Raw genomic sequence first — 26,484 nt, forward strand, 5'->3', positions numbered from 1 at the left:
ATTTCCACAGATGCCGGGGCCGGTTCAGGGCAGTATCGTTCGGAACGGGTCGACAGTGACACCCGGAGGTGAGGCAAGTCGATGACGACCATCGTCGTGGGATATGTGCCGAAGGCCGAAGGGCGAGCAGCTCTTCGGCGTGCGGCCGAGGAGGCGAAGCTCCGCTCCGCCAAGTTGGTGGTGGTGAACTCGCACCGGGGCGGCCGCAGCTTCGACAGCGACGAGGCCGCGGCCAGTGACGCCGCGCTCAGAGAAGTACGCGAACAACTCGACTCGACCGGTGTGCCGTACGAGGTACGGCAACTGGTGCGGGGACTCGATCCGGCGGAGGACCTGGTGGCCGTCGCCGAACAAGTGCAGGCCGAGTTCATCGTGATCGGCCTGCGGCGCCGATCCCCGGTCGGCAAGCTCATCCTCGGCAGCAACGCCCAGCGGGTGCTGCTCGACGCTCCGTGTCCGGTGCTGGCCGTCAAGGCCGAGGAAGGGGAGGACTGAGGTGACTTCGACTCGCAGCAGGAAGCTGTGCCTGGCCCAGCAGCCGGACGCCGACGAGATGCTGAGCCGGGACCCGTTCGCGCTGATGATCGGCATGTTGCTGGACCAGCAGATCCCGATGGAGCGAGCCTTCGCCGGACCGGTCCTGATCGCCAAGCGGATGCAGGGCGCCTTCGACCCCTGCACGGTCGCCGCCTACGACCCGGACGGGTTCGTCGAGGTGGTCGCCGGCCCGCCCGCCGTGCATCGGTTTCCGACCGCGATGGCCGCCCGGATCCAGACCCTGGCCAAGCACCTGGACGAGGAGTACGGCGGTAACGCCTCGGCGGTCTGGTCCGATGTGAAGTCCGGGGACGACCTGCTCGCCAGGCTGTCGGCCCTGCCCGGGTTCGGCGCGCAGAAGGCGAAGATCTTCGTCGCGCTGCTCGGCAAGCAGCTCAAGGTCCGGCCGCGCGGCTGGCGGGAGGCGTCCGAGCCGTACGGCGAGGACGGCGCCTTCAAGTCCGTCGCGGACGTGATCGACGTGGCGTCCTTGGTGAAAGTGAGGCAGTTCAAGCAGGCCCAGCAGGTTGCTCAGCAGCGGGTGGTGGCGCGCCCGTTACGGCAGACCCGGAACAGTTGAGTGCTGAACCGACGGCTCCGGTGCTCGCTCGCGCAGGCGGGCAGGCGCCGGAGAAGGCACGCCGTTCCGGGGGCCGCGCGGCGATTGAGCTTGGCTCGCGGATTACAATGGACTGTTGCCGCCGCCTGACCAGCGAGCAGCACCACACTCCGAGGCTCCACCAGCACCACCGCAACGTCGTATTGCCGTACAGAAACCCTGCGTCAGACGAGAGGTAATTCGTGTCGTCCAGCTCGTCCGAGAACCTTGCCGCCGAGTCCGCCCGGGCCGTGGCCGCCACCGCCCGGAGCACGGCTCCGAGGACCAGCGCCCGCGTTCCCGATCAAGCCGCGAAGAAGGCAGCAGTGAAGAAGCCAGCCCCCGCGGCCAAGAAGGTAGCTGCGTCCAGCAAGGAGGACGGTATTCCCGCGAAGAAGGCCGCCGCCAAGAAGGCGCCGGCGAAGAAGGCCGTGTCCGAGGCGGGTCTGTCGATCGACCCGAAGACCGGGAAGCCCCGCGCGCTGGACGACGTCGACGAGGCGGACTTCCAGCCGGACGCGGTGAAGCCGCTGGAGAAGGAGCTCACCGAGGACCAGGGCTTCATCGTCTCCGAGGCCGACGAGACCGACGAGCCCGAGCAGCAGGTGATGGTCGCCGGGGCCACCGCCGACCCGGTCAAGGACTACCTGAAGCAGATCGGCAAGGTCCCGCTGCTGAACGCCGAGCAGGAGGTCGAGCTCGCCAAGCGGATCGAGGCCGGCCTGTTCGCCGAGGAGCAGCTGGCCGACGAGGACGCCAAGCTCAAGGAGAAGGTCAAGGACGAGTACGACTGGATCTCCGAGGACGGCCGGCGGGCGAAGAACCACCTGCTCGAGGCCAACCTGCGCCTGGTGGTGTCGCTGGCCAAGCGGTACACCGGTCGCGGCATGCTGTTCCTGGACCTGATCCAGGAGGGCAACCTCGGCCTGATCCGCGCGGTGGAGAAGTTCGACTACACCAAGGGCTACAAGTTCTCGACGTACGCGACCTGGTGGATCCGGCAGGCGATCACCCGCGCGATGGCCGACCAGGCCCGCACCATCCGCATCCCGGTGCACATGGTCGAGGTCATCAACAAGCTGGCCCGCGTCCAGCGCCAGATGCTGCAGGACCTGGGCCGCGAGCCCACTCCGGAGGAGCTCGCCAAGGAGCTCGACATGACCCCGGAGAAGGTCATCGAGGTGCAGAAGTACGGCCGCGAGCCGATCTCGCTGCACACCCCGCTCGGTGAGGACGGCGACTCCGAGTTCGGCGACCTGATCGAGGACTCCGAGGCGATCGTGCCGGCCGAGGCGGTCTCGTTCACGCTGCTGCAGGAGCAGCTGCACGCGGTCCTGGACACACTGTCCGAGCGCGAGGCCGGTGTGGTCTCGATGCGCTTCGGCCTCACCGACGGCCAGCCGAAGACACTGGACGAGATCGGCAAGGTCTACGGCGTCACCCGGGAGCGGATCCGGCAGATCGAGTCGAAGACGATGTCGAAGCTGCGGCACCCGTCCCGCTCGCAGGTCCTCCGCGACTACCTGGACTGATCGATGGGCCAGCTGATCGCCGCCGCACTGTCGTCGGCGATCGCTGCCCTCGACTCGCCGTTCCTGGCCGCCGCCGTGCTCACGGCGGCGGCCGTTCTGTTGTCCGCCCTGCTTGTCTCCCGCCGCTCCGCACCGGTGCTGGTCCCGGTCCGCGCGGTCGCCGCGCGCGAGCGCTCCGAGCAGGTCGCGTTCCTGCGGCTGCGGGACCCCGGTGCGCCCGGGCGTCCACGTCCCCGAGCTCCCGGACAGTAGCGCCGGGCCGCCCTGGTAGGCGGCCCACTGCAGCGCTGTCCGATTCCTTCTCTGTTGTGGAGCTCAGTCATGCCCGGATTCCTCGACGCGCCCATCGCCGGCGCGTACCACCTCGTCACGTCCCTCGTCACCGCGATCGAACCGCTCACCGGCCAGTACTCCGCGGTCGTGGCGATCGTCCTCTGTACCCTCGCCGTCCGCCTCCTTCTACTCCCACTCAGCCTCGCCGCGCACCGCGGTGAGCAGTCCCGCACCGCGTTGTTGCCGCAGCTCCGCGAGTTGAGCGAGAAGCACCGCGACGACCCGGACCGGCTGAAGCGGGAGATGGCCGACCTCCAGCAGTCGTCCGGGACCACGGTGCTCGCCGGTTGCCTGCCGATGCTCGCGCAACTGCCGTTCTTCTGGTTGCTGTACACCGTGTTCTCGACCACCGTGATCGCCGGCCAGGCGAACCAGCTGCTCGCCGGATCCCTACTCGGCCTGCATTGGCCGTTGTTCGCGGCGACCCCGGCGTACCTCGCGCTGGCCGTGCTGCTCGGCGTGGTGGCGTGGTTGTCCTCCCGGCGCCAGGTCCGCCGCCTCGACGAGTCGGCCACCCCGCTGACCCGTCGAATCACGCGCCTGGCCCCGTTCGGCACCCTCGCCACGGCGGCCTTCGTACCGCCGGCGGCCGGCCTCTACCTGCTGATCACCACCACCTGGACCTTGGTCGAACGAAGCATCCTGCAGCGTTAGCCCGCGATACCGCGAGCTGAGCGTGACGGCGCCGTTCCGTGGAGTGGACTGTTTGTCGTGACATGACGGGGGAGTGGGTAACGTCTCGACGATCCGCCATCGATCGGAGGCACACAGTGACCACCACCCCCGTGGTGAAGGCGCCACCCGGCGCGAGCCGGACTCGCTATCTGATTCTCGCGCTCGCTTTCGTCGGGCTCTCGCTGAACTACCTGGACCGGGCCAATCTGAGCGTCGCCCTGCCGTTCATCGAGGACGACCTGCACCTCGATCTCAGCAACGCGGAGAAGGGGCTGATCCTCGGCGCCATCTTCTGGGCGTACGACGGGGCGATGCTCGCGGCCGGCTGGTTCGCGGACCGGGTCGGCTCGCGGAAGGCGTTCACGGTCGCGGCGGTGTGGTGGTCCGTGGTCACCGCGCTGACTCCGCTGGCGCGGGGGTTCTGGTCGTTGTTCCTGTTCCGGTTCGCGCTCGGAGCCGGTGAGGCCCCGGGCGTACCCGAGTGCCACCAAGGCCGCGTCCCGCTGGTTCCCCAAGCACGAGCGAGCGTTCTCGACCGCGGTGATCGACTCCGGCTCCCGGGTCGGCACGGTGCTCGCACTGCCGGTGGTGACGGCGCTGATCGCCTTGGTCAGCTGGCACTTCTCCTTCGTCGTCCTGGGCGCGGCCGGGTTGGTCTGGGCGGCGGCCTGGTACTGGTACTACCGCGATCCACGAGAGCACAAGCACGCGAACGAGGAGGAGCGCGAGTACATCGCCAACCACGGCGCGCGGCTGGAGGAGACCGACGACGAGGACGCGGTGAACGTCCGCTGGCGGGACCTGTTCAAGTACCGGACCGTGCGCGGGATGATGCTCGGTTTCTTCTGCCTGAACTTCGTCATCTACTTCTTCCTGACCTGGTTCCCGTCGTATCTCAAGGACGCCCGCGGCCTGGACCTGGCCGAGCTCGGCACTCTCGGGACGTTGCCGGGGATCACCGCGATCGTCGGCGCCTGGATCGCCGGCCTGGTCGCGGACCGCCGGATCCGCCGCGGTGCCGACGTCACCCGGGTCCGCAAGACGATCATGGTCGGCGGCCTGCTCGGCGGTGCGGCGATCGTGTTCGCGGCGCCCGCGTCGTCGGTCTACGTCGCGCTGATCTTCCTGGCGATCTCGTACGCGAGCCTGGCGATCGCGGCCACCGGGATCTGGTCCTTGCCGGGGGACGTCGCCCCGAGTTCGCGGCACGTCGCGTCGATCGGCGGGATCCAGAACTTCGCCTCGAACATCGCGGGCATCATCAGCCCGTTCCTCTTCGGCCTCCTGCTCGACGTGTACGACGGGTCGTACGGGCCGTCGTTCGGGGTGGCCGCGGGCGTCGCGGTGATCGGCGCGCTGACGTACGCGTTCGTCGTCGGCAAGGCCGAGCCGCTGCCGCCGCTGACCCCGCGCAAGCAGGACAAACAGCAGGACAGCTGAGGTCAGGGCGCGAGCGGGAGGTGGACCGTGAAGGTCACGCCGCCGCCCGGAGTGTCCGTCACGGTGACCCGGCCGCGATGGGCAGCGACCAGCGCAGCGACGATCGACAGGCCGAGGCCGGAACCGCCGGTGGCCCTGGTCCGGGCCGAGTCGGCGCGGTAGAACCGCTCGAACACGCGGGCCTTCTGCTCGTCGGACAGCCCGGGACCGCGGTCGGCCACCTCGAGCACGGCCTCGCCGTCCCGGGTCCCGACCGAGACCGTGATCGGTGTGTCGACCGGCGTGTGGTGGAGCGCGTTGCTGACCAGGTTGCCGAGGACCTGACGTAGTCGCGACTCGTCGCCGTCGACCACGGGCGCACCGGAATCGGGCAGGATCTGCAGGCTCATCGCCCGGCCCGGCTGGACCGCCTCGACGTCGTGGACCGAGTCGCCCGCGAGCGTCAGCAGGTCGACCGGCTGGTTCTGCAAGGGCCGCTGCTGGTCGAGCCGGGCGAGCAGGAGCAGGTCGTCGACGAGCAACCCCATCCGCTTGGCCTCGTCCTCGATCCGCTGCATCGTCACCGGATCCGCGGTACCGCCCCGCTGCCGGGTCAGCTCGGCGAACCCGCGGATCGAGGTCAGCGGCGTCCGCAGTTCGTGGCTCGCGTCGGCGATGAACCGGCGCATCCGGTCCTCGGACTGGCGCGCGTTCTCCTCCGACCGGCGCGCGACCTCCTCGGAGCGGCGCGCGGCGTCCTCGGAGCGGCGGGCCGCGAACTCCGACGCGGTGCGCTGGGCGAACGCGTTCTCGATCTGCCCGAGCATCTGGTTGAGCGCGAGCGACAACCGGCCGACCTCGGTCCGCGGATCGCGTTGCGGTACCCGGCGGCCGAGGTCGCCGCCGGCGATGGCGACCGCGGTGTGCTCGACGTCCTCGAGACCACGCAGGCTCCGGCGGACGACGTACGTACCGACGCCGGCCAGCAGGACGAGCAGGATCACCCCGGTCGCCACCTGGACGCCGACGAGCCGCTGGATCGTCTTGTTCATGTCGCCGAGGCTCTGCGCGACCATCACGTACCCGCGGTCGCCGCTCAGCGGGACCGCGACCACCCGCCAGGTGTCACCGCCGCTCGCCGCCGGGGCGTTGAACGGCTGGTTGTTCCGGGCAACCACTTGCTGCAGGGTCAGGGCCGGCAGCTTCGGCTGGCTCTCCGACTCGCGCAACGGCTGCCGGAACGCGCCGCCCTGGGTCTCGGACCCGTCCGCGCGGAACGCCTGCACGTAGAACGCGCTCGGCAGCGGCGGACGGTTCTGGGTGTTCTCCGGCGGCGGCCGGTCTGCGCCGAGCCACGGCCGGTTCACGATCGGCCGGGCGGCCTCGCTCAGCTGGGTGTCCACCCGGTCGGTCAGGTAGCCGCGCATGATCGTGGTCGCGACCAGCCCGGACGCGACCAGCGCCGCGGTCACCAGGGCGAGTAGGACCAGGACGATCGTGATCCGCAGCGGATAGCGGTCCGCCAGCCGGCGGTGTCCCTGCATCAGCTCGCGCCCCGCGGAGTACGCAGCACGTAGCCGACGCCGCGGACCGTGTGCAGCAGCTTCGGCTCACCAGTGTCCACCTTGCGGCGCAGGTACGACATGTACGACTCGACCACGCCCGCGTCACCGGCGAAGTCGTAGTTCCACACCGCCGACAGGATCTGCCCCTTCGACATCACCCGCTCCGCGTTCTCCAGCAGGCAGCGCAGCAGCTTGAACTCGGTGAGCGACAACTGCACCGGCTCGCCCGACTTGAACACCTCGTAGCTGTCCTCGTTGAGCTCCAGGTCGGCGTACTTAAGCACCGCGGCCTCGGTCGCGACCTGCTCGCGGTGTCCGGACCGGCGCAGCAGAGCGCGGACCCGGGCAACCAGCTCGTCCAGGCTGAACGGCTTGGTCACGTAGTCGTCGCCACCGGTCTGCAGGCCGAGCACCTTGTCCTCGACGGCGTCCCGCGCGGTGAGGAACAGCACCGGTACGTGCCGGTCCTCACCGCGCAGCCGGCGGACCACCTCGAACCCGTCCAGGCCGGGCATCATCACGTCCAGCACGACCAGGTCCGGCTCGACCTCACGGGCCTTGCGCAGCGCCTCTGTGCCGTGACTCGCCGTGGACACCTCGTACCCGGCGAACCGGAGACTCGCGGACAGCAGCTCGACGATGTTCGGTTCGTCGTCGACCACCAGCAGATGCGGGCTCATGGCCCCAGTCTGCCGCCCGGACCCAGCAGAACCCTGGGAGCTTCCTGGCAATCCGCTGTGAGTGTCGGCCCGGTCCGGATCAGCGGGGACCGCGCTTGAACCCCCACTTCTCCTGGGCCTCCTGGCGCACCGTCGTGTCGCTGACGCTGGTCGCGGTCGCCTTGCCGTCGGCCGCGGTCGCGAGCACGGTCACCTGGTTGCCGGTCTTCACGTCGTCGATACCGTCGCGGGCCGAGTTCACCAACGTGTCCTCGGTCAGCGTGTACTGCTTGGTGTACCCGTCGGCGCTCTTGACCGTGATCGAGTCCTTGCTGACCGCGGTCACCTCGCCGCGCTGCGTGGCGACGGTCTGGTAGCCGCCGCCGTCCTTCTCGACCACGAACTCGCCGTGCAGGGCTCCGCCGAACATCCCCAGCTCGCCGTGTCGCCCCGGTCCCTTGCCCGGACCGCGCTGGTCCTGGTCGGACGGCGCCGACGGACTCGCCGACGGTGCCTGGGAGGGGGACTGCGAGGGGGACGGGGTGTCGGCATTGGTGGTGGCCCAGGCGACCCCGCCAGCCGCTGTGGTGACGGCCACCGCGGCGACGGTCCCGGCCAGTCGCCACGGTTTGTCGGTGAGTTTCTGGAACGACGCCATACTGCTGTGCCTCCCGTGACTGCGTACCGGACTCCGCGCCTGGTACTGGTCGTCCCACACTGCCGAGCGGACCTGAGACGAGGCTCCGGCGAAGCTGGCAAAATCCTGGCAGTGTGCGGCCGTCAGACCAGGAAGATGACGGCGGCGAGCCAGACGGCGGCGGCGAGCGAGGTGCCGATCAGCTCGATCAGGATCGACAGCCCAGTAGCGCGGAGGGCGTGCTTGGTGGACGTCCAGGCCGGGCCGTGCGCGCCTTGCCGCTGCCACTCGGACAGGTACACACCGATCGGGAAGCCGACGAACATGCCGATCACCGGAATCACGAAGAAGCCGACGATCCCGAGCAGCACCCCGATGATCATCGACCGTCTCGGCACCCCGGACTCGCGCAGCCGGCGCTCGGGCACGATGTACTTGACCACCTGGCTCGCACCGATGAGGGCGACGGCCGCGGAGAGGACGACCCAGCCGGTCGGGCTCTGTTCGATCAGGGCCCAGACCAGGATCGCGGCCAGGCTGAGCAGCGCGCCGGGCAGGATCGGAATCACGATGCCGGCGATCCCCACGAAGATCGCGACACCGACCAGGACGGTCGCAACGCTGTTCACGCTGCCACTCTGCCGCAAATCCCTCCGCTTAGGGTGGACGCATGCCCTATCTGCATGATCTGGTCACCGCGGTCGCCGCTCCCTGGGTGGCGCTGTCCCCTCGATCCGGCCAACTCACCAGCCACGGCGCCGAAGGGGTGTACGCCCGCGACCGCCGCGTCCTGGCCACCTCGAGGGTCACCGTCGACGGCCGCGAGCCGCTCCCGGTCCACGTCGACGAGCCCACCGCCTGGACCACCCGGCACACGGCCGTGATCGAGGGTCTGGGCGACGCGGGCCACGACCCGACCGTCCTGCTGCACCGCACCCGCTCGGTGGCCGGTGACGGCATGACCGAGCAGCTCACCCTCGTCAACAACTCCCACGTCACCGTCGACTGCACCGTTACGCTTGCCCTAGGCACCGATCTCGCCGGGACCGCGGCCGTTCGCAGCGAAGCGGCCGCGGACCTTCCCGCTCTGGAGCCGGCCGTTGTCGGTGCGACCGGTTTGCGCTGGGAGAGCGCGGGCACAACCGTGACCGCTCTCCTCGAGCCGGCGCCGCTCTCGCTCGGCGAAGTACCAGGCGAGGTCTCCTGGCAGCTCTCCGTTCCTGCGGGCGAGGAGACAACGGTCGCGGTCACTGTGAGCGGCGATTTCCCGGCGACCGAGGGGTTCACGATCGAGCCGCCGGCCGAGCGGATCACGTACGGCGAGGTGGTGGCCGCCAGCGAGGACGCGCGGCTGCAGCGCTGGGTACGCCGGTCGCTCGACGACGTGGCCGGGCTCCAACTGGCCGCGGACGGTCCGGCCGGCGACCGCTATCTCGGCGCCGGCCCACCGTGGTACCTGACCTTGTTCGGCCGGGACTCGCTGATCTCGTCCGGCATGCTGCTGCCGGTGGACCCGGGCCTCGCCGCCGGGACGCTCCGGGCGCTGGCTCGCCGGCAGGGGACGAAGGTGGACCCGGACGCCGCCGAGCAGCCGGGCAAGATTCCGCACGAGCTCCGCGCCGAGGTCGCCGACCACGGTGGCGGCCTCGTCCTGCCCGCCGTGTACTACGGCACCCACGACGCCACCCAGCTCTGGATCACCACGTTGCACAAGGCGTGGCGGTGGGGGATGCCGCCCACCGAGGTCGAGGAGCTGCTGCCGAACCTGCAGAACGCGCTCGCCTGGATCCGCGACTACGCCGACCCCGACGGCGACGGCTTCCTGGAGTACATCGACGAGTCCGGCCACGGTCTCGCGAACCAGGGCTGGAAGGATTCGAGCGACTCGGTCCAGTGGCCCGACGGCACTCTGGCCAAGGCGCCGATCGCCCTGTGTGAGGTACAGGGCTACGCGTACGCCGCCGCGGTCGCGGGTGCCGAGTTGCTGACGGCCTTCGGTCTGCCCGGGGCCGACGAGTGGACCGGCTGGGCCGCCGCACTGAAGGAACGCTTCCGCGCCACCTTCTGGGTCGACGGGTATCCCGCGATCGCGCTCGACGGCGAGAAGCGCCCGGTCGCGGGTCCCGCGTCGAACATGGGCCACCTGCTCGGGACCGGCCTGCTCGACCCGCAGGAGGAGGCCGTCGTCGCCGCGTTGCTGGGCGAGGAGCAGCTCGACAGCGGGTTCGGCCTGAGAACGTTGTCCTCGGCAATGACCGCCTTCAACCCGCTCGGGTACCACACCGGCAGCGTCTGGCCGCACGACACCGCGATGACGGTCCAGGGCCTGTACGCCGCGGGCCAGGGCACGACCGCGACCAAGTACGTGCGGGGTCTGCTCGATGCCGCCGAAGGATTCGAGTACCGGATGCCCGAGCTGTACGGCGGCGCGGGGACGGCCGAGGAGAGCACCCCGACGCCGTACCCGCTGTCCTGCCGCCCGCAGGCGTGGGCGGCCGCCTCCGCGATCGCGGTCGTCGTGGCCGCGCTCGGGGTCGAACCGCATGTACCGCGGGGCACGCTCGATCTCACCCCGGCCGATCCCTTCCCCTGGCAGCGACTCCAGCTGCACGGCCTGAAGATCGGCGAGAGGACCGTCTCCGTCGAGTACGAGAACGGAGAGCTCACCGTCTCCACGGACTAGGTCGTGTCTGGTAATCCCACACCTACTGCGCGGGATTACCAGACACGACCTAACCGATGGCGCTGATCGCGGCCGCGGCGGCAATGGCGAGGTAGATGCCGGCGACCGTCCAGCGTTGGACGGTCTGGCCGCGGCCGGTGGGCTTGAGACGGCGGCCGAGTTCGGCGGCGCCGACGGCGTAGCAGAGGTCGAGCGCGAGGCCGATCACGAGCACCGCGAGACCGAGGAGCAGCAGCTCGTTGCGGAGTTGCTCCGGTCCGGCGCCGCTGGTGGCGAACTGCGGGAGGAAGGCGAGGAAGAAGAGCGCCGCCTTCGGGTTCAGCAGGTTCACCAGCACGCCGGCCCGGAAGATCCGGCCCAACGGCTCGACAGCCAGGGTCGCTGTCGGCTCGGCGGCGGCGGGTCGGCGCAGGGTCCGCAGGCCGAGGTACGCGAGGTAGGTGGCGCCGGTCAGCGAGATAGCGGTGATGATCCCCGGCGACGTCTGGACCAGGGCCGCCAGACCGAGGGCCGCGGCCAGGATGTAGACGACGGTGCCGGTCTCGATCGCGATCGCCGAGACCACACCGGCCCGCCGGCCCTGGGTCAGGCTGCGCAGCGAGATGTACAGGTTGTTCGGACCCGGAAGCCCGACCAGCACCACCGTCGCCCCGACGAACCCCAATCCCTGCCCGATCCCCATCCCGCCGGCCTCCGCTCTCCAAGTGGACTGTCTGTCGCGACTAGCCTGGCGGGACTGGATGCAGTCCACCCGTGCCAATGGGAGGTGAAGTGGACCGTTCTGGCGATCCCGACGTCCTCGCGGACCTGATCGGCCGACGGCTGACCGGCCAACCGGGCGGCCTGTACCGGCGGTTGGCGGACTCGATCGCGGCGTTGGTCGGTTCGGCCGAGCTGCCGGTCGGCGCCCGCCTGCCCGCGGAACGCCGGCTCGCCGACGCCCTCGCGGTCAGCCGGAGCACCGTCGTCGCGGCGTACGACGAACTCCGGGCCCGTGGTCTGGTCGAGAGCCGCCGGGGGAGCGGTACGACGGTCGCCCGCTCGGCGAGCCGGGGCCGTTCGACCGCGGACCGGCGGATCCCGACCGGATACGGCGAGTCGCTGTTCCACCGGATCGCGGTCGGACCGGGCGACGTGATCGCGATGACGTACGCCGTCGACCCCGGCATCCCCGAGGTCGCGGCCGAGCTGGCCGACCTCGCCAAGGACGAGCTGCCGCTGCTGCTCCAGGACGTCGGCTACCACCCCCGGGGACTCGGCGTACTCCGCGAACGCGTGGCCGAACACTTCACCGACGGCGGCCTCCCGACCAGCGCGGACGAGGTGGTCGTGACGAGCGGGGCGCATCAGGCGATCGCGCTGGTCACCCAGATGTACCTGCGGTCCGGCGCGGCCGTGGTGATCGAGCAACCGAGTTGGCCGGGGTGCTTCGACCTGTTCGGTGCCGCCGGCGGCCGCGTGGTCGGCGTACCGCTGGACGATGCCGGGATCCGGCCGGACCTGCTCGAGGCCGCGTTCCGGGAGCACCACCCGGCGATGCTGTTCGTGATGCCGACGTTCCACAATCCGACCGGCCGGCTGATGGCCACGGCACGCCGTCGCCAGGTGGCCGAACTCGCCGCGAAATACGGCGTCGTGGTGGTCGAGGACAACGCGTATTCCGCCTGGGATCCGGCCGGGCCGGACATTCCGCCGCCGCTGGCCGCGTTCGCGCCGAAGAATGCGGAGGTGCTGACGATCGGGTCGGTGTCGAAAGCGGTCTGGGGCGGACTGCGGATCGGCTGGATCCGCGCACCGCGTCCGCTGGCCGAGCGGCTCGCCCGGCACAAGGCGCTCGCCGATCTCGGCAGCCCGATCATCGACCAGGCCCTCACCGCGAGATTGTTGCCGAAGCTCCCGGAGGTCACCGCGGAACGCGCCCGGCTCGCGACCGCGCGGCGTGCGTACGTGGGTCGCCTACTGGCCGAGCGGCTGCCGGAGTGGAGCTGGGTCGAGCCCGACGGCGGATCGGCGTTGTGGATCCGGCTGCCCGACACGGACGCGCGGGTGTTCGCGCAGATCGCGTTGCGGCACGGGGTCGAGGTCGTCGCCGGCCGGGCGATGGATCCGACCGGGGAACACGACGGCCACCTGCGGATCCCGTTCGCCTATCCCGAGCGAGTACTGGACGACGCCGTGGACCGGCTGGCGGGCGCCTGGCACGAGTTCCGCCGGCATGGGCCCGCGCCCGGCGTCCCGGTTGTCTGAGCCGGCAGCGGCCGGACATGACGGATGGCGGCCGCCCTGTCCGGGTGACCGCCATCGAATGGTCTTAGAGGGGGAGGGAAGGGCGCCGCCGTTGGCGCCTCATGAGGCCGGTTACCGCTCGTCCTCCGCGTCGATGGTCGGGGCGGCGTCGAGCCGGCCCGTCTCGTCGTGGATGGTGACCGCGATGTTGCGCAGCTTCTCCGCGTGCTCCCGGCTGTGGTGGGCGCAGAACAGAAGCTCCCCACCGCTGGTCAGGGTGACACGGACGTAGGCCTGCGCGCCGCAGCGGTCACAACGGTCCGCAGCCGACAGGGTCGAACTCGGGGCGAGTGCTGTAGTCACTTGAGGCCTCATCTCATCTAGTTCCGTACTCACCAGATAGCAACATCCTGACATGCGGATCGCTTCCCGGTAGGTGCAGCGTGTCCGAATGTGAGACGAACCACCTGTTCCCTTATGACGCATATTGACGGGGAATCGTTTCGGATTCGGGCGATCTGATGTTTCCGGCGAGTGTCGGGCGTGTCTACTTTCACTGTGCGCCATCGACTGTTCACTCTGCGCGCAGTCCCGGTGTGTCGGAAAGGCGAACGATCGAGTCCGGATCGATATCTTCCGAAACACCTTTCCTGCTTCGGATCCCGTCGATGCTGTTGTCCTCATTCGGTACCCCGCCATGATGCCGGGTACACCAAAGCGCACAAGTCCTGACGGCCGGAAGCGGACGCCGCGGCGCCGACCGTCCGGCTGCCGGAGACCGGCGGCTCGCTGGGCCGCCGAACGGACCCGCCTGCCGCGGTTTGGGGGTGCCGCCTCGTACTCTTGGGGCAGCGGTGGCCCCGGCCGCCGCGCTGTCTGCTTGTGAACCAGTGAAGGAGCCCAGTGGCCGCCCCGACGCCTCGCAGTGCCGAGCTCGACCCGACGTACAACGCCCGCAACCTGCTCGTCCTCGAGGGACTGGAAGCGGTGCGCAAGCGGCCGGGGATGTACATCGGCTCGACCGACAGCCGCGGTCTGATGCACTGCCTGTGGGAGATCATCGACAACGCGGTCGACGAAGCCCTCGCCGGTCACGGTGAGCGGATCGACGTCATCCTCTACAAGGACGGCTCCGTCGAGGTCCGGGACCGCGCCCGCGGTATCCCGGTCGACGTCGAGCCGAAGACCAAGCTCAGCGGGGTCGAGGTGGTCTTCACCAAGCTGCACGCCGGCGGCAAGTTCGGCGGCGGCTCGTACAACGCCTCCGGTGGTCTGCACGGTGTCGGCGCCTCGGTCGTCAACGCCCTGTCCGCGCGGCTGGACGTCGAGGTGGACCGTGGCGGCACGGTCTGGACCACGTCGTTCCGCCGCGGGGTCGCGGGCGAGTTCGACGGCGAAGGCGCCACCGCCGGGTTCACCGCGGCCAAGGGCCTGCGGAAGAACGGCCGCGCCAAGAAGGGCGTCACCGGCACCCGGATCCGGTACTGGGCGGACCGGCAGATCTTCACCCGCGACGCCACCTTCAACTACGACGAGCTGGTCACCCGGGCGCGGCAGACGTCGTTCCTGGTGCCCGGGCTCGAGCTGGTGGTGCGGGACGAGCGCGGCGACGAGGTCAGCGAGGAGTCGTTCAAGCACGACGGCGGGATCAGCGAGTTCACCGAGTTCCTGGCCACCGACCAGCCGGTCACCGACGTGGTCCGGCTGACCGGGACCGGGCACTTCACCGAGACGGTGCCGATGCTCGACGACGCCGGACACATGACCCCGACCGACGTCGAGCGCGACCTCGACGTGGACATCGCGGTGCGCTGGGGCGACGGGTACGAGACCGAGGTGCGGTCGTTCGTGAACATCGTCGCCACGCCGAAGGGCGGCACCCATGTGGCTGGTTTCGAGCGGGCGCTGTCGAAGGCGTTCACGTCCGTGCTGACCGGGACGCGGCTGCTGAAGTCCGGCGAGGAGATCGTCAAGGACGACGTGCTGGAGGGCCTGACCTCGGTGGTCACGGTCCGGCTGGCCGAGCCGCAGTTCGACGGCCAGACCAAGGAGGTACTGGGCACGCCGGCCGCCTCGCGGATCGTGGCCAAGGTCGTGCAGAGCGAGCTGGAGTCGTTCCTCACCTCGACCAAGCGCGAGCACAAGGCGCAGGCCCGCGCGGTCCTGGAGAAGATCGTCGCCGCGTCCCGGACCAGGGTCGCGGCCCGGCAGCATCGTGAGCTGCAGCGGCGGAAGACGGCGCTGGAATCGTCGGCCCTGCCGGCCAAGCTGGCGGACTGCCGCAGCAACGACGTGGACCGCTCCGAGCTGTTCATCGTCGAGGGCGACTCGGCGCTCGGGACCGCGAAGCTGGCCCGGAGCTCGGAGTTCCAGGCGCTGCTGCCGATCCGGGGCAAGATCCTGAACGTCCAGAAGGCGTCGGTCGGCGACATGCTGAAGAACGCCGAGTGCGCCTCGATCATCCAGGTGGTCGGCGCCGGGTCGGGGCGGACCTTCGACCTGGACCAGGCCCGGTACGGCAAGATCATCTTCATGGCCGACGCCGACTCCGACGGCGCGCACATCCGGTGTCTGCTGGCCACCCTCTTCTTCCGGTACATGCGGCCGCTGGTCGACGCGGGCCGGGTGTACACCGCGGTCCCGCCGCTGCACAGGTTCGAGCTGACGAACCCGAAGAAGGGCCAGGACAAGTACCTGTACACCTACAGCGACGCGGAGTACCAGCGGAAGTCGGCCGAGCTGATGAAGAAGGGCGTCCGCTGGAAGGAGCCCCCGCAGCGCTACAAGGGTCTCGGTGAGATGGACGCCGACCAGTTGGCGGAGACCACGATGGACCCGCGGCACCGGACGTTGCGCCGGATCACGGTCGACGACGGCGAGGCTGCCGCGAGCGTGTTCGACCTGCTGATGGGCAACGACGTCGCGCCGCGCAAGGAGTTCCTGGTGCAGGGCGCGTACGAGCTGGACGAGACCCGCATCGACGTATGACGGCCGCTGCTCCGCGTCTCGCCTGCTTCGATCTCGACAACACGCTGATCGATCGGGACGCGGCGTTCCTCGCCTGGGCCCGGTGGTGGGTCGACCGGGAGGGTCTGGACGAGAGCGCGGTCGGCTGGTTGCGCGACCACGACCAGGGTGGCTTCCACGATCGGCGGAAACTCTTCGCCGGGTTGAAGGAGGGCTACCCGGTCGGGGCGACGGTGCCGGAGCTGGTCGAGGCGTACGACGCGGAGCACCCGCTGTTCACGCGGGCGGAGCAGGCTGTCCTGGACGGGCTGGAGTCCTTGCGTACAGCGGGGTGGCGGGTCGCCGTGATCACCAACGGCGGCACCGTGCAGCAGAGTCTCAAGCTGCGCACGACCGGGATCGACCAGGTCGTCGACTTCGCCTGTATCTCCGAGGCGGCCGGGGTACGGAAGCCGGACCCGCGGATCTTCGCGGTGACGGCTGAGCAGACCGGGGCGACCCTGGCCGGCGGGTGGATGGTGGGCGACCACCCGGCGTACGACATCGCGGGCGGGATCAACGCGGGGCTGTCGACGATCCGGATCGGTCATCACCACGCCGTCGACACCCCGGTCGCCGATCACCACTTCGACTCGATCCTGAAGGCGTTCCCGGTGATCCTCGCGAGCTAGTGCCCCGTGCTGGAACTGGCGGTGGCGTCAGGTCAGTGCGCTGCGCAGGATCGCGTGGGCGCCTTCGACGATCGCGGCGCGGTTGGCCTCGTACGTCGGGTCGGTGATCGCGGTCTTGTTCTCCAGGTCGAACTGGAGCACCGGGACGTGCAGGTGGCCGGCCGGCATCAGCGGGTCGAGCAGGTCCCGCTGCAACGTGTTGCGATAGGCGATCTCGTTGGACAGGTAGCCGCCGCCCGCGCCCTCGGAGGCGATCGAGCCGGCCGTCGGGCCGAGCGGACGGCGGACCGGGGTGGTCTCGCCGGCCGGAATCTCCAGCACCGACGTGTTCACGCGGGTCCGGAACGGCGCGACCTCGGTCTGCGCCATCCGAGCCGTGGGCAGGCTGGTCGTCAGCCACTCCGGTCCGGCCGGCATGCTCGGTGAGACCACCGGCGCGGCGAGCGTGCCGCCGCCCCACAGGTTGTTGTTGTCGCCGATCGAGCTGACCGACCGCCGCCGCCCGTTGAACACCTCCAGGTCGAACAGCCCGACCCGGCCCTGGCTCGCGGTCAGCACCAGGTCCGCGTGCTGCGGTCCGCTCCGGTAGTGCGGGGCGAGCGCGTTCTCGACCATGTTCTCGTCGAAGTCGGTGTACCGGACCGGGAACACCATGGTCCGGATCTCGTACGTCGTGCCGCCGATCCGCCAGCGTTGTCCGTCCAGGGAGAGCGCGTTCGCGCCGGACGGGTTGCCGATCCGGACGTCCGCGTCGAGCGTGAACGGGTCGAACCCGGTGACCACGATCTTGCGGACCCCGGCGCTGAACCGGCTGCTGGTGATCCCGCGGGACGAGTACTCCAGCGCGCGGATCAGGCCGGCGCGCTCGCTGGTCCCGAGGTCGAAGCCCGGCTGCCATTGCCGGAGGGCCAGACTCATCGAGATCCGGGCCCAGTACAGGCCGCGGTCGTCGGTCGGCGGCAGCGCGGGCGCCGTCTGCGGGCGCTGCGCCCGGTGGGTCGCCGTACGCCACAGCGCCTCGCCCTGGGCCTGGACGATCGCGCGGGCGGCTCGTCCGTTCGGTGCCGTGCAGAGCAGACGGGTGAAGACCGCGACCTGCTTGTCGAAGCCGGAGCGGGCGAGGATCTCGGCCGGGACCGAGGGTCCGCCGTCGATGCCGTTGTCGAGCCGCTGTTCCTCGACGCTCCCGGTGATCGCCGGGTCGAAGCAGCCGGTACGGACCGGGCCCGCGACGGCCGGGGCAGGAGCGGCGGACAACACGCTGGTCAGCGCCAAAGCACCGACCAGCAACGAACGCGACAGTGAGCTGGGGCGGAGTCTCATACAGGAGTCTTACCAGATCCGGAGCGTTACCGGTCGACTCCGATCGGCGCGTACGCCCGGATCCACTCCGCCACCGTCAGCCGACGTGCGTCCAAGGGAACTCGGTGACGCGGAGGTTCGTGCACCCGTACGGGATCAGCTCGACGTCTTCGAGCTCGGCCGAGGACTTGGCCGGGCTTGCCGGGGGAGCAGCGGCGGCACCGTGTTCGAGACCCCAGTCCACGAGGCGCCCCTGCAGGCGCAGGCGGATCGGTGCGTCCTCCGGCGAGAAGGGTCGATCGCCGATCTCGGTCCGGGTCACGTCGGACTCGGCGACCGTGCCAGGCGTCACCGCGAGGGCGTAGTTCCAGGGGCCGGTCGGGTGGATTTCCCAACTGGCATGGGGGTGTTCGCCGCCGATCTGCCGCCACTCGTCGGGGACGGGAACGGAGTACACCAGCGGTCCGCGTTCGACGGAGACCGCACTCGCGCCACGGGGTACGACCCGGACCGCGGCCGGCAGGGTGAGCCGGAGAACGCGGGAGCCCGTCCAGTCGACCAGGACCTCCTGCACCGAACCCGGCGTCAACGCGACCGCCTCCCCACCGTCGACGGTCAGCGTCGCCCCGTCGGACCAGGCCGGAACGCGCAGACGCAACGGCACCGTCGCGCCGACTCGCTCGACCGTGAGGACCACCTCGTCCGTGAAGGGGTACCCACCCGACACCTCGACCTGTACGTCGTCGGTCCGCAGGGAGCACGGCGCGTACGAGAGGGCGGTGAGGCCGCCGTCGGAGGCACGCAGCCACAGGTGGTTGGTGAATCGCGGCCAGCCCTGGTGCCGATTCGCGGTGCAGCAGCCGAAATGGGGTTCGAGGCCGAAGGTGTTCGCGTCGGCGTCGTTGTTCGTGTAGACGCGGTCCTCGGTCACATGGCAGACGACCTGGTTCGCCTGCTGGACGTACTGGTGGGTCCACTCGTCCGGGGAGACCGAGGCGGGCAACGCGTTGAACGCGATCTTCTCCAGCCGGTCCGCGATCGGCTCGACCGCGTCCCAGGATCCGGCGGCGCCCCAGGCTTCGAGGGCGACCTCGAGCGACGCGAGGTACTCCACCACCGTGCAGGTCTCGGTGCCCTGGCTCGGATGGGTACCGGCCAGGTGTTCGTCGCAGCTGTAGAGCCCGCTGGCCTGGCCGTGGTGGGTGTCGAGCGCGTCGAGCATCCGCCGGAACCGGGGGAGCTGCCCGTCGTCACCGGTGTGCCGCCACCACACCGGCATCGCCTTGAGACCCATCGCCACGTTCACGCCGTGCGAGGCGAGGTACTCGTCGTTCATCCAGTTCCCCGCGTTGGCGGCCTGCAGCGCCTTCAACGTTGCCTCGGGCACCTTCTCCCGGTACGGCAGCCGGTCGGCGAACGCGAACCAGTCGTACCCCTGCGCGTGCGACTTCGCGGCCAGGGGGCGGAGCCAGGGTTCGCCGGTGAGGTCGTCCACCTGGTTGATCACCCAGACCAGGTCGGTCCAGCGCGACCGCGCCCATTCCAGCAACGGCCACTCGTCCAGCAGCCGGTCGAGCAGCCGGAGGAACCGCAGCGCGGCCGGCAGCACGCGCGGATCGCCAGTCGCGTCGTGGTACTGCAGCAACGCCTTCAGCACGATCACCCGGGGCCAGACGTCGTGGTCGGCGTACGTAGCGGAGCCGGTCCGGGGCCCGAACCAGCCGTCCTCGTGCTGGTGGTCGAGGATGTACCCGACCCAGTGGTCCACCTTCGCCGTCAGCCGCGGATCGTCCAGCAAGTAGGCGATCCCGACGATGCCGTCGAGCCAGTACGGACCGCGTTCCCAGCCTTCGGCGTCGCCGCCGATCCAGCCGCTGCGGGCGATGTCGGGCCAGAACTCGTCGAGGTGACCGGCCATCCCGTCCGCCTGCAGCCGTAGCCGGGCCCGCAGCCAGCCGGCCGGTCGCAGGGTTGCCAGCGGCAACGGTTCGAGCGCGGGCGGGACGAGCGATCCGGACACGAGCTGCTCCTCACTGCGAGGCGGGCGGGGGCGTACGTCCGGCCCGGGCCGTCGGGGGACAGCACCGGGCCGCCACTCGACATCGGCCGACGTCAGCCGACCTGGGTCAGACGAAGGGTCAGACGATCGGATTGAGGCGAACCGCTCAGGCGAACGGGTCAGGCGATCTGGGTGAGGCGGCCGCTGTCCACGTCGTACATGAAGCCGCCGACGAGGATGTCGTCGCCGATCAGCGGGTGCTCACGGACCGCGGCGACGTCCTTGCGGAGCGCCTCCAGCTGGTCCGGGACAACGCTGATCGGCAGGTACCCGGCGGGCTTGCCGGCCGCCTTCTCGACCTTGGCGCGCAGCTCGTCCTCGGTCATCGCGGCCATCGCGCACCGGGTGTGCGGGATCACCATCACCCGGCGGACCCCGAGCAGCTGGACGCCCAGTACGAGCCCGGTCATCGTTACCTCGGTGACCCGGCCGCCCGCGCTGCGCAGGACCTTCGCGTCGCCGGGCTTGAGGCCGAGCATCTCCAGCGGCGGGATCCGTGAGTCCATACAGGTGACCACGCCGATGCCGGCGTGGGCGATGCCGTCGAAGCCCGAGTACGCGAAGTGGTCGGCGTAGTCGGCGTTGGCGGCGAGCAGGTCCTCGAAGCCGGGGACCGGCGGCAGGATCTCGTCGGCACTCATCGGTGTCCTCCAGGGGTGACGGTGCCGGCACGCAGGATCGACATGTCGTAGGTTTCCTTTCCGCATGACTCCGGGCGGGGTGGGTCGGCGGGTGCACTGGTGACCTGAACGGTCCAGGTCCGCCCGTCGGTGTGCCGCACCGAAACGGTGTCCAGGCTTTCCGCCATGACGCTGAGCGCGTCCAGGGCGACCTCGCCGGTGAGGTTGCGGACGGCGATCTCGGCGACCTGGCCGCGCTTGGTCCAGGCGGACCTGCCACGCAGCGTCGGTACCACGGTCTCGCCGCGATCGGCGGCGTCGAGCACGGCCAGCGCGCTCTCGGCGGTGAGCCGGCCGTGCAGTGTGCCGTACGGCAGCACGGCGGCCGTGGGGGAGAAGCGGTGCCCGCTCAGGTGGCTCGACTCCCAGACCCGGCCGGGGACCTGGCCGGCCAGTGCGTCGATCAGCGGGCGTCCGTACACCGCGCAGCACTCGTCCCGCTTGCCATTGGTACAGACCAGCATCACCGGGTCGGTCGTCGGCGCGAGCTCGGGCATCGACGCGACGACCGCGTCGCGGTCACCGCGCTTCACGGCTTGGAGGTCCAGGCCGGACAACGCGGCCGGATCGGTCACGCGGCCACCGAGGAGCCACGTCCGTCCGGGGACGCTGCTCGCGACGTACACCTGGTGGGGCGGCGGCTCGATGTCGCGCCGGCGGCCGGGGGAGCGGATCAGGCCGAACCGGAGATCGGCTTTCTTGCACTCGGCATCGATCGTCGCACCGAACGCGGGATCGAGCCGGCTCTCGGTCGGTGCTTTGCGTCCCCACGGACCGGGCTGCTCGACAACCACCCAGCCGGACGCCACGACGGCCGTCCCCGGCATCGGTTCGTCCAGTTGCCGGCAGACGACCGAACACAGGTCCGGCCGGCCGAGGGTTCGTGCGGTCACAGGCATCACGGTACGCGAGCCGGGCCGGCGACCCGCACGACCGTCCTCACCTCGGGACGGATCGGTGCCGGCCGAGCAGCACGACGGCGAGGATCGCGGCCGCGAACGCACAGACCGCCGCGCCGGCGAAGATCGTGTGCACTTGTGAAATCGCCGCGTCGCGGAGCGCGTCGACGAACGGGCGGCAGGTACCGGGGGTAGCCGGGCACAGCTCGTTGGGTGACGGGATGTCCTCGGCGAGGGCGTAGTACCGGCGGAGTCCGAGCGCGGTGAGGACCGAGACGCCGACGAGCATGCCGACCATCCGGGCGACCACGACGAGCGCGCTGGCCAGGCCGTGGCTGTCCGCCCGGGTCGCGGCCAGGATCGCGGTGTTCACCGGGGAGAGCGCCAGGCCGAATCCGAACCCGCAGCCGATCAGGGCCAGCGTCGCCGGGACGTGGTCGAGCGCGTCCCGGCCCCAGAACGCCATCCAGACGAACATCGCACCCGACAACGCGAGCCCGGCGCCGGTGATCAGGCCGAGCCCGTACCGCCGGGTGAGCCAGCCGCCGGCGACCGCGCCGACCGGGAGCGCGACCAGGAACCGGAGCAGCACGAGCGCGGCCGCGAGCTGCCCACCGCCCTGCGTCGTCCGGGCGAACACGGGAACGTCGACGAGAGCGGCGATCAGGGCTGCGCCGACGAGGAAGCTGACCACGAGCGAACCCCAGGCAGCCTTGGCGGTCAGCAATCCTGGCGGCACGATCGCCTGCGCGGTCCGGCGTTGCCAGAGCGCGAACGCAATCGCGAAGGCCCCCGCACCGACGAGCAGCCACGGTCCGGCCGGGGACATCACCTCGCGCTCGGGATCCGCGGTGGCGAAGGCGAGTACGACACCCGCGAGCGCCGCGGCCAGGAGCAACGCGCCGACGAGGTCGACCTGGGCAGCGACGCTCCGCAGATCGGTCTTCCGAAGCAGCAGAGCGATCCAGACCAGAAGGAGGACGAGCGTGACGACGCCGATCGGGGTGAGCAACCGGGAATCCCCGCTGAACGGGACGAACGGGATGCCCAGGGTGACGCCGGTGGCGAGGCGTTCGGGCGCGGTCAGGGTCAGCCCGAGCGCGATACACGCGAGCAACCCGGCAACGGCCGAGAGCGGTGGCCGTCGACGCCCGCGCAGCAGGATCGCGAGCACCACGGCGACGGTGAGGTTGAGCCAGAAGATGTACCGCCAGTCGGCGATCGCGAGGACAGCGGCCCCCAGCAGCGGACCGAGGACGGACCCGAGCTCCTGGACCGCGCCCACCACGCCGAGGGGGAGTCCGCGTTTGTCGGTCGGCCAGAGGTCGGCGACGAGGGCGAGCGTGGCCGGTACGAGTCCACCGCCGCCGACGCCTTGCAGGAAGCGCCCGAGGACGACGAGGGACAGGTCGTACGCCCCGGCCGTGATCAGCGAGCCGACCGCGAACAGGATGAGCGCGCCGACCAGGACAGGGGTCCGGCCGACCACGTCCGCGATCCGGCCGATCAACGGCAGTACGGCGATGTAGCCGAGCAGGAAGCCGGACACGATCGGGGCGGCCCGCTGCAGCTGGTCCGCGGACAACCCGACGCCGGCCATCATGTCCGGCAACGCCAGCACCACGACGTAGGTGTCCGCGGCCGCGAACGCCACCGCGATCGAGGCCAGCGTCAACCGCCGGCGCGCGCCGCCCACGGTCCCACCGGCGACCGGTACCTCACTCATCGGCCGGCCCCGGTCCCGGGCCGGCCGGATCCCCCCGGCGCGTTCACGGCTTGGTGATCTCGACCTGTTCGCCGTACCGGTCCAGGGTCACGTCGTAGCTGCTGGTGGCGCCGTCGTAGAACGGTCCGGTGATCGTTGCCGACACCAACTGCTTGGCGTCCTTGTCGATCTTGAAGGTGCTCGGGAAGTCCTGGTCGGCGGGCGCCTTCGGGAAGATGCCCTGCAGCGACTTGCCCTGGATCGTTCCGGTCACCTCGGTCAGCACCTTGGACCCGTCCCGGGTCTCGCCCTTGATCGCCGGGTCCTTCACCGTCGGCAGCACCGAGGTGAGGCCCTTGGACGGGTCGAGCAGGATCGCCGGGTCGGGGGCGCCGAGCCCGGCCAGCTGACTCGGCGGCAGCTCGATGAACTTCGGTGTGAACGGCAGCTTGGCGTACACCTTGCCGCCGACCGCGACCACCTCGGCGTCGATCGGCGACCCGGCCGCGCGCACGGTCAGTTTGCCCTTGAACGCGGGCGCGTGGGTGGCGACCCCGTCACCGGCGGCGAGCGTCTGCGCCGTGTCCGGCAGATCGCGGCCGGCCAGGACCACGTGCACGCTGGCCGCCTCGTCGATCGTCTTCTTCGCCTCGGTCAGCAGGGTCACCGCGTCGTCGCCGGTCTTGCCGTCGCCGTCACTGCCCTTGTCGTCGCTGCAACCGACCAGGGCGAGCACGAGCACCGCTCCGAGCGCGACCAGTCTCCTCATGGGATCAGCCTGCCAGGTTGGGGGCGCACGCGGCGATCGGCTGCGCGACCGGTACGCCGGAGCCGTCGCGGCGGGCGTCCAGCGGCGGCAGCTCCACGGGGGCGCCGCTGCTCGCGCTGGCCCGCAGCGGACCGGCACCGATGTACGCGATCATCAGGCCGTCCTCGCCCTTGAGCAGCCGGTGACAGCGGACCCCGCCCGTCCCGCGGCCCTTGCCCGGGTACTCGGTGAGCGGCGTGACCTTCACCGCGCCGACCTCCGTCCCCGGCAGCGCGGACGACGAGCCGGAGATGGTGAGCACGATGTTGTCCTTGGCCGGGTCGATCGCGCCGAAGAACACCACCTTCGCGTCCTTGCCGAGCCGGACACCGGCCATACCGCCCGCGGTCCGGCCCTGCGGACGGACGGCGCCGGCGTTGAAATGCAGCAGCTGCGTGTCCGACGTGACGAAGCACAGCTCCTCCTCGCCGGTGGCCAGCTCGACCGCGCCGACGACCTCGTCGCCGTCGGTGAGCCGGATGACCTCCCACGAGTCGCGGTTGCTCAGGTGGTCCGGGACGACCCGCTTGACCACGCCGCCCGCCGTCCCGAGCGCCAGGCCGACGGACTCGGGGTCCATCGTGGTCAGCGCGAGCGCGCGTTCACCCGGCTCCAGCGAGACGAACTCGGCGATCGGCGCACCGCCCTGCAGGTTCGGCGCGCTGGCCGTGGCCGGGACCGCGGGCAGGTCGAGCGACTCGAGCCGGATCAGCCGGCCGGCGCTGGTGACCATGCCGTACTGGCCGCGGGCGGTGCTCTTGATCACCGACACGATCGCGTCGTGCTTGGCCCGGCTGTCGCTCTCCCCGAACGGCTCGACGCCGTTGGTCCGGGCCAGCAGGCCGGTCGAGCTCATCAGCACCCAGCACGGGTCGTCGGACACCTCGAGCGGGACGGCCGCGGTCTTGGCCGCGCCGGACGACTCCAGCAGCACCGTCCGCCGCGGCGTGCCGTAGGTCTTGGCGACCTCGGCGAGCTCGTCGGAGACCATCTTGCGGAGCAGGGCGTCGTCCTCGAGGATCGCGGTCAGCTTCTCGATCTCGCGCTCCAGCTCGGCCTTCTCGGTCTCCAGCTCGATCCGCGAGTACTTGGTCAGCCGGCGCAGCGGCATGTCCAGGATGTAGTTCGCCTGGGTCTCGGACAGCTCGAAGATCTCGATCAGCCGGGACCGGGCCTGGCCGGCGTCGTCGCTGGACCGGATGATCTGGATCACCTCGTCGATGTCCAGGATCGCGATCAGCAGGCCGTCGACGATGTGCAGCCGGTCCTGCGCCTTCCTCCGGCGGAACTCGCTGCGCCGCCGGGTGACGTCGTAGCGGTGCCCCAGGTAGACCTCGAGCAGTTCCTTCAGGCCGAGGGTGCGGGGCTGGCCGTCGACCAGGCAGACCGCGTTGATCGAGAACGAGTCCTCCAGCGGGGTCAGCTTGTACAGCTGCTCCAGCAGGGCCTCGGGGACGAAGCCGTTCTTCACCTCGATCACCAGCCGGGTGCCGTGCGCCCGGTCGGTCAGGTCCTTGACGTCGGAGATGCCCTGCAGCTTCTTGGCCTGGACCAGGGTCTTGATCTTCTCGATCACCTTCTCCGGGCCGACCGTGTACGGCAGCTCGGTGACCACGATGCCCTTGCGCCGCGGGGTGACGTTCTCGATCCGGGCGGTGGCGCGCATCTTGAAGCTGCCCCGGCCGGCCGCGTACGCGTCCTTGATCCCGTCCAGGCCGACGATCTTGCCGCCGGTCGGCAGGTCCGGGCCGGGGACGAACCGCATCAGGTCGTCCAGGTCGGCGTTCGGCGACTTGATCAGGTGCCGCAGCGCCTGCACCACCTCGACGAGGTTGTGCGGGGCCATGTTGGTGGCCATCCCGACCGCGATCCCGGCGGCGCCGTTGACCAGCAGGTTGGGGAACGCGGCCGGCAGGACCGACGGCTCCTCCTCCTGGCCGTCGTAGTTCGGCTTGTAGTCGACGACGTCCTCGTCCAGGCCGTTCGTCATCGCCATCGCCGGCGGCGCCATCCGGCACTCGGTGTACCGCATCGCGGCCGGGCCGTCGTCGAGGGAGCCGAAGTTCCCGTGGCCGTCGATCAGCGGCACCCGCATCGACCAGGGCTGCGCGGTCCGGACCAGGGCGTCGTAGATCGCGCCGTCGCCGTGCGGGTGGTACTTACCCATCACCTCACCGACGACGCGGGCCGACTTCACGTGGCCGCGGTCGGGCCGGATGTTGTTCTCTGCCATCGAGAACAGGATCCGGCGCTGGACCGGCTTCAGGCCGTCCCGCGCGTCCGGCAGGGCCCGGGAGTAGATCACCGAGTAGGCGTACTCCAGGAAGCTGCTGCGCATCTCGTCGGAGACGTCGACGTCGAGGATGCGCTCCTCGAAGTCCTCGGGTTCGGCGGTGGTGCTGGAACGGCGTGCCATGCGGGTCTACGAACTCCTCGGTGCCTGTCACTGAAAAGCGCCGCGGCGGTCCGGCGGCAGCGCCATTGTCGCCGGTCCGCCCCCGGAACTCCCGCAGCGACCCGGCCCCAATC

General features: G+C 70.4%; 22 protein-coding genes and 2 pseudogenes. 11 read left to right on the plus strand and 13 right to left on the minus strand.

Translation table 11 applies throughout. The features are described from left to right. Window positions 1-81 precede the first annotated feature (81 nt). The 7 genes and pseudogenes from FB561_RS26095 (at window position 82) to FB561_RS26120 (ending at window position 5,115) form a co-directional block, all read left to right on the plus strand. Complete coding sequence (locus FB561_RS26095; RefSeq protein ID WP_145811151.1) at window positions 82-495, plus strand: universal stress protein; 414 nt, start codon at window positions 82-84, stop codon at window positions 493-495. A 1-nt stretch (window position 496) separates the two neighbouring features. Next, complete coding sequence (locus tag FB561_RS26100) at window positions 497-1,117, plus strand: HhH-GPD-type base excision DNA repair protein (protein ID WP_145811152.1); 621 nt, start codon at window positions 497-499, stop codon at window positions 1,115-1,117. Between the two features lie 198 nt (window positions 1,118-1,315). Continuing rightward, window positions 1,316-2,667 (plus strand): annotated as a pseudogene (locus FB561_RS26105) (RNA polymerase sigma factor). Between the two features lie 3 nt (window positions 2,668-2,670). Further along, entirely contained in the window at window positions 2,671-2,919 is a 249-nt protein-coding gene (locus tag FB561_RS26110; RefSeq protein WP_145811154.1) for a DUF6412 domain-containing protein, read from the plus strand. Between the two features lie 69 nt (window positions 2,920-2,988). Continuing rightward, window positions 2,989-3,654: a YidC/Oxa1 family membrane protein insertase gene (locus FB561_RS26115; protein ID WP_145811155.1), complete on the plus strand. Its 666-nt coding sequence runs from the start codon at window positions 2,989-2,991 to the stop codon at window positions 3,652-3,654. Between the two features lie 62 nt (window positions 3,655-3,716). Then, window positions 3,717-4,088 (plus strand): annotated as a pseudogene (locus FB561_RS39280) (MFS transporter); the annotation flags it as partial. A 46-nt stretch (window positions 4,089-4,134) separates the two neighbouring features. Beyond that, a complete protein-coding gene (locus tag FB561_RS26120; RefSeq protein ID WP_202880739.1) occupies window positions 4,135-5,115 on the plus strand; it encodes an MFS transporter in 981 nt (326 codons plus the stop codon). 2 nt (window positions 5,116-5,117) lie between these two features. Here FB561_RS26120 and FB561_RS26125 read toward each other — a convergent pair whose 3' ends face one another. The 4 genes from FB561_RS26125 to FB561_RS26140 form a co-directional block, all read right to left on the minus strand. Continuing rightward, window positions 5,118-6,638 carry a sensor histidine kinase gene (locus FB561_RS26125; protein ID WP_145811156.1) on the minus strand — a complete coding sequence of 507 codons (1,521 nt, stop codon included), beginning with the start codon at window positions 6,636-6,638 and terminating at the stop codon, window positions 5,118-5,120. Then, window positions 6,638-7,339 carry a response regulator transcription factor gene (locus FB561_RS26130; protein WP_145811157.1) on the minus strand — a complete coding sequence of 234 codons (702 nt, stop codon included), beginning with the start codon at window positions 7,337-7,339 and terminating at the stop codon, window positions 6,638-6,640. The genes FB561_RS26125 and FB561_RS26130 overlap by 1 nt, the downstream gene beginning before the upstream one ends. A 79-nt stretch (window positions 7,340-7,418) precedes the next feature. Then, on the minus strand, window positions 7,419-7,976 hold the full coding sequence (locus FB561_RS26135) for a hypothetical protein (protein WP_145811158.1): 558 nt from the start codon (window positions 7,974-7,976) through the stop codon (window positions 7,419-7,421). A gap of 122 nt (window positions 7,977-8,098) precedes the next feature. Beyond that, a complete protein-coding gene (locus FB561_RS26140) occupies window positions 8,099-8,584 on the minus strand; it encodes a DUF456 domain-containing protein (protein ID WP_145811159.1) in 486 nt (161 codons plus the stop codon). Window positions 8,585-8,625: 41 nt separating this feature from the next. Between FB561_RS26140 and FB561_RS26145 the strand changes: the two genes are divergently transcribed. Further along, window positions 8,626-10,638: an amylo-alpha-1,6-glucosidase gene (locus FB561_RS26145; RefSeq protein ID WP_145811160.1), complete on the plus strand. Its 2,013-nt coding sequence runs from the start codon at window positions 8,626-8,628 to the stop codon at window positions 10,636-10,638. A gap of 49 nt (window positions 10,639-10,687) precedes the next feature. Here the strand turns inward: FB561_RS26145 and FB561_RS26150 are convergent, their stop codons facing one another. Further along, window positions 10,688-11,320 (minus strand): LysE family translocator, encoded by a 633-nt coding sequence (locus tag FB561_RS26150; protein WP_145811161.1) that lies wholly within the window; start codon window positions 11,318-11,320, stop codon window positions 10,688-10,690. Window positions 11,321-11,409: 89 nt separating this feature from the next. Between FB561_RS26150 and FB561_RS26155 the strand changes: the two genes are divergently transcribed. Next, on the plus strand, window positions 11,410-12,885 hold the full coding sequence (locus tag FB561_RS26155) for an aminotransferase-like domain-containing protein (RefSeq protein WP_202880740.1): 1,476 nt from the start codon (window positions 11,410-11,412) through the stop codon (window positions 12,883-12,885). 111 nt (window positions 12,886-12,996) lie between these two features. Here the strand turns inward: FB561_RS26155 and FB561_RS26160 are convergent, their stop codons facing one another. Next, window positions 12,997-13,239 (minus strand): DUF7455 domain-containing protein, encoded by a 243-nt coding sequence (locus FB561_RS26160; RefSeq protein WP_238335064.1) that lies wholly within the window; start codon window positions 13,237-13,239, stop codon window positions 12,997-12,999. Between the two features lie 528 nt (window positions 13,240-13,767). Here FB561_RS26160 and FB561_RS26165 point away from each other — a divergent pair. Together FB561_RS26165 and FB561_RS26170 are read left to right on the plus strand one after the other, a co-directional pair. Then, the gene (locus tag FB561_RS26165) at window positions 13,768-15,852 is read left to right on the plus strand and encodes a DNA gyrase/topoisomerase IV subunit B (RefSeq protein WP_145811164.1); all 2,085 of its coding nucleotides are present in this window, start codon (window positions 13,768-13,770) and stop codon (window positions 15,850-15,852) included. After that, window positions 15,849-16,502 (plus strand): HAD family hydrolase, encoded by a 654-nt coding sequence (locus tag FB561_RS26170; RefSeq protein WP_145811165.1) that lies wholly within the window; start codon window positions 15,849-15,851, stop codon window positions 16,500-16,502. The genes FB561_RS26165 and FB561_RS26170 overlap by 4 nt, the downstream gene beginning before the upstream one ends. Before the next feature lie 27 nt (window positions 16,503-16,529). Here FB561_RS26170 and FB561_RS26175 read toward each other — a convergent pair whose 3' ends face one another. From FB561_RS26175 to FB561_RS26205, 7 genes are all read right to left on the minus strand, one after another. After that, complete coding sequence (locus FB561_RS26175; protein WP_145811166.1) at window positions 16,530-17,825, minus strand: hypothetical protein; 1,296 nt, start codon at window positions 17,823-17,825, stop codon at window positions 16,530-16,532. Window positions 17,826-17,901: 76 nt separating this feature from the next. Beyond that, window positions 17,902-19,824 carry a beta-L-arabinofuranosidase domain-containing protein gene (locus tag FB561_RS26180; RefSeq protein ID WP_145811167.1) on the minus strand — a complete coding sequence of 641 codons (1,923 nt, stop codon included), beginning with the start codon at window positions 19,822-19,824 and terminating at the stop codon, window positions 17,902-17,904. Window positions 19,825-19,982: 158 nt separating this feature from the next. Continuing rightward, entirely contained in the window at window positions 19,983-20,504 is a 522-nt protein-coding gene (locus tag FB561_RS26185; protein ID WP_145811168.1) for a beta-class carbonic anhydrase, read from the minus strand. Beyond that, window positions 20,501-21,436 carry a sucrase ferredoxin gene (locus FB561_RS26190; protein WP_145811169.1) on the minus strand — a complete coding sequence of 312 codons (936 nt, stop codon included), beginning with the start codon at window positions 21,434-21,436 and terminating at the stop codon, window positions 20,501-20,503. Before FB561_RS26190 ends, FB561_RS26185 begins: the two co-directional genes overlap by 4 nt. 46 nt (window positions 21,437-21,482) lie before the next feature. Then, complete coding sequence (locus tag FB561_RS26195; protein ID WP_145811170.1) at window positions 21,483-23,168, minus strand: MFS transporter; 1,686 nt, start codon at window positions 23,166-23,168, stop codon at window positions 21,483-21,485. A 43-nt stretch (window positions 23,169-23,211) separates the two neighbouring features. Beyond that, window positions 23,212-23,916 (minus strand): LppX_LprAFG lipoprotein, encoded by a 705-nt coding sequence (locus FB561_RS26200; RefSeq protein ID WP_145811171.1) that lies wholly within the window; start codon window positions 23,914-23,916, stop codon window positions 23,212-23,214. 4 nt (window positions 23,917-23,920) lie between these two features. Further along, the gene (locus tag FB561_RS26205; RefSeq protein WP_145811172.1) at window positions 23,921-26,371 is read right to left on the minus strand and encodes a DNA gyrase/topoisomerase IV subunit A; all 2,451 of its coding nucleotides are present in this window, start codon (window positions 26,369-26,371) and stop codon (window positions 23,921-23,923) included. Window positions 26,372-26,484 lie beyond the last annotated feature (113 nt).

This window comes from Kribbella amoyensis (assembly GCF_007828865.1).
GTDB classification, from domain to species: domain Bacteria; phylum Actinomycetota; class Actinomycetes; order Propionibacteriales; family Kribbellaceae; genus Kribbella; species Kribbella amoyensis.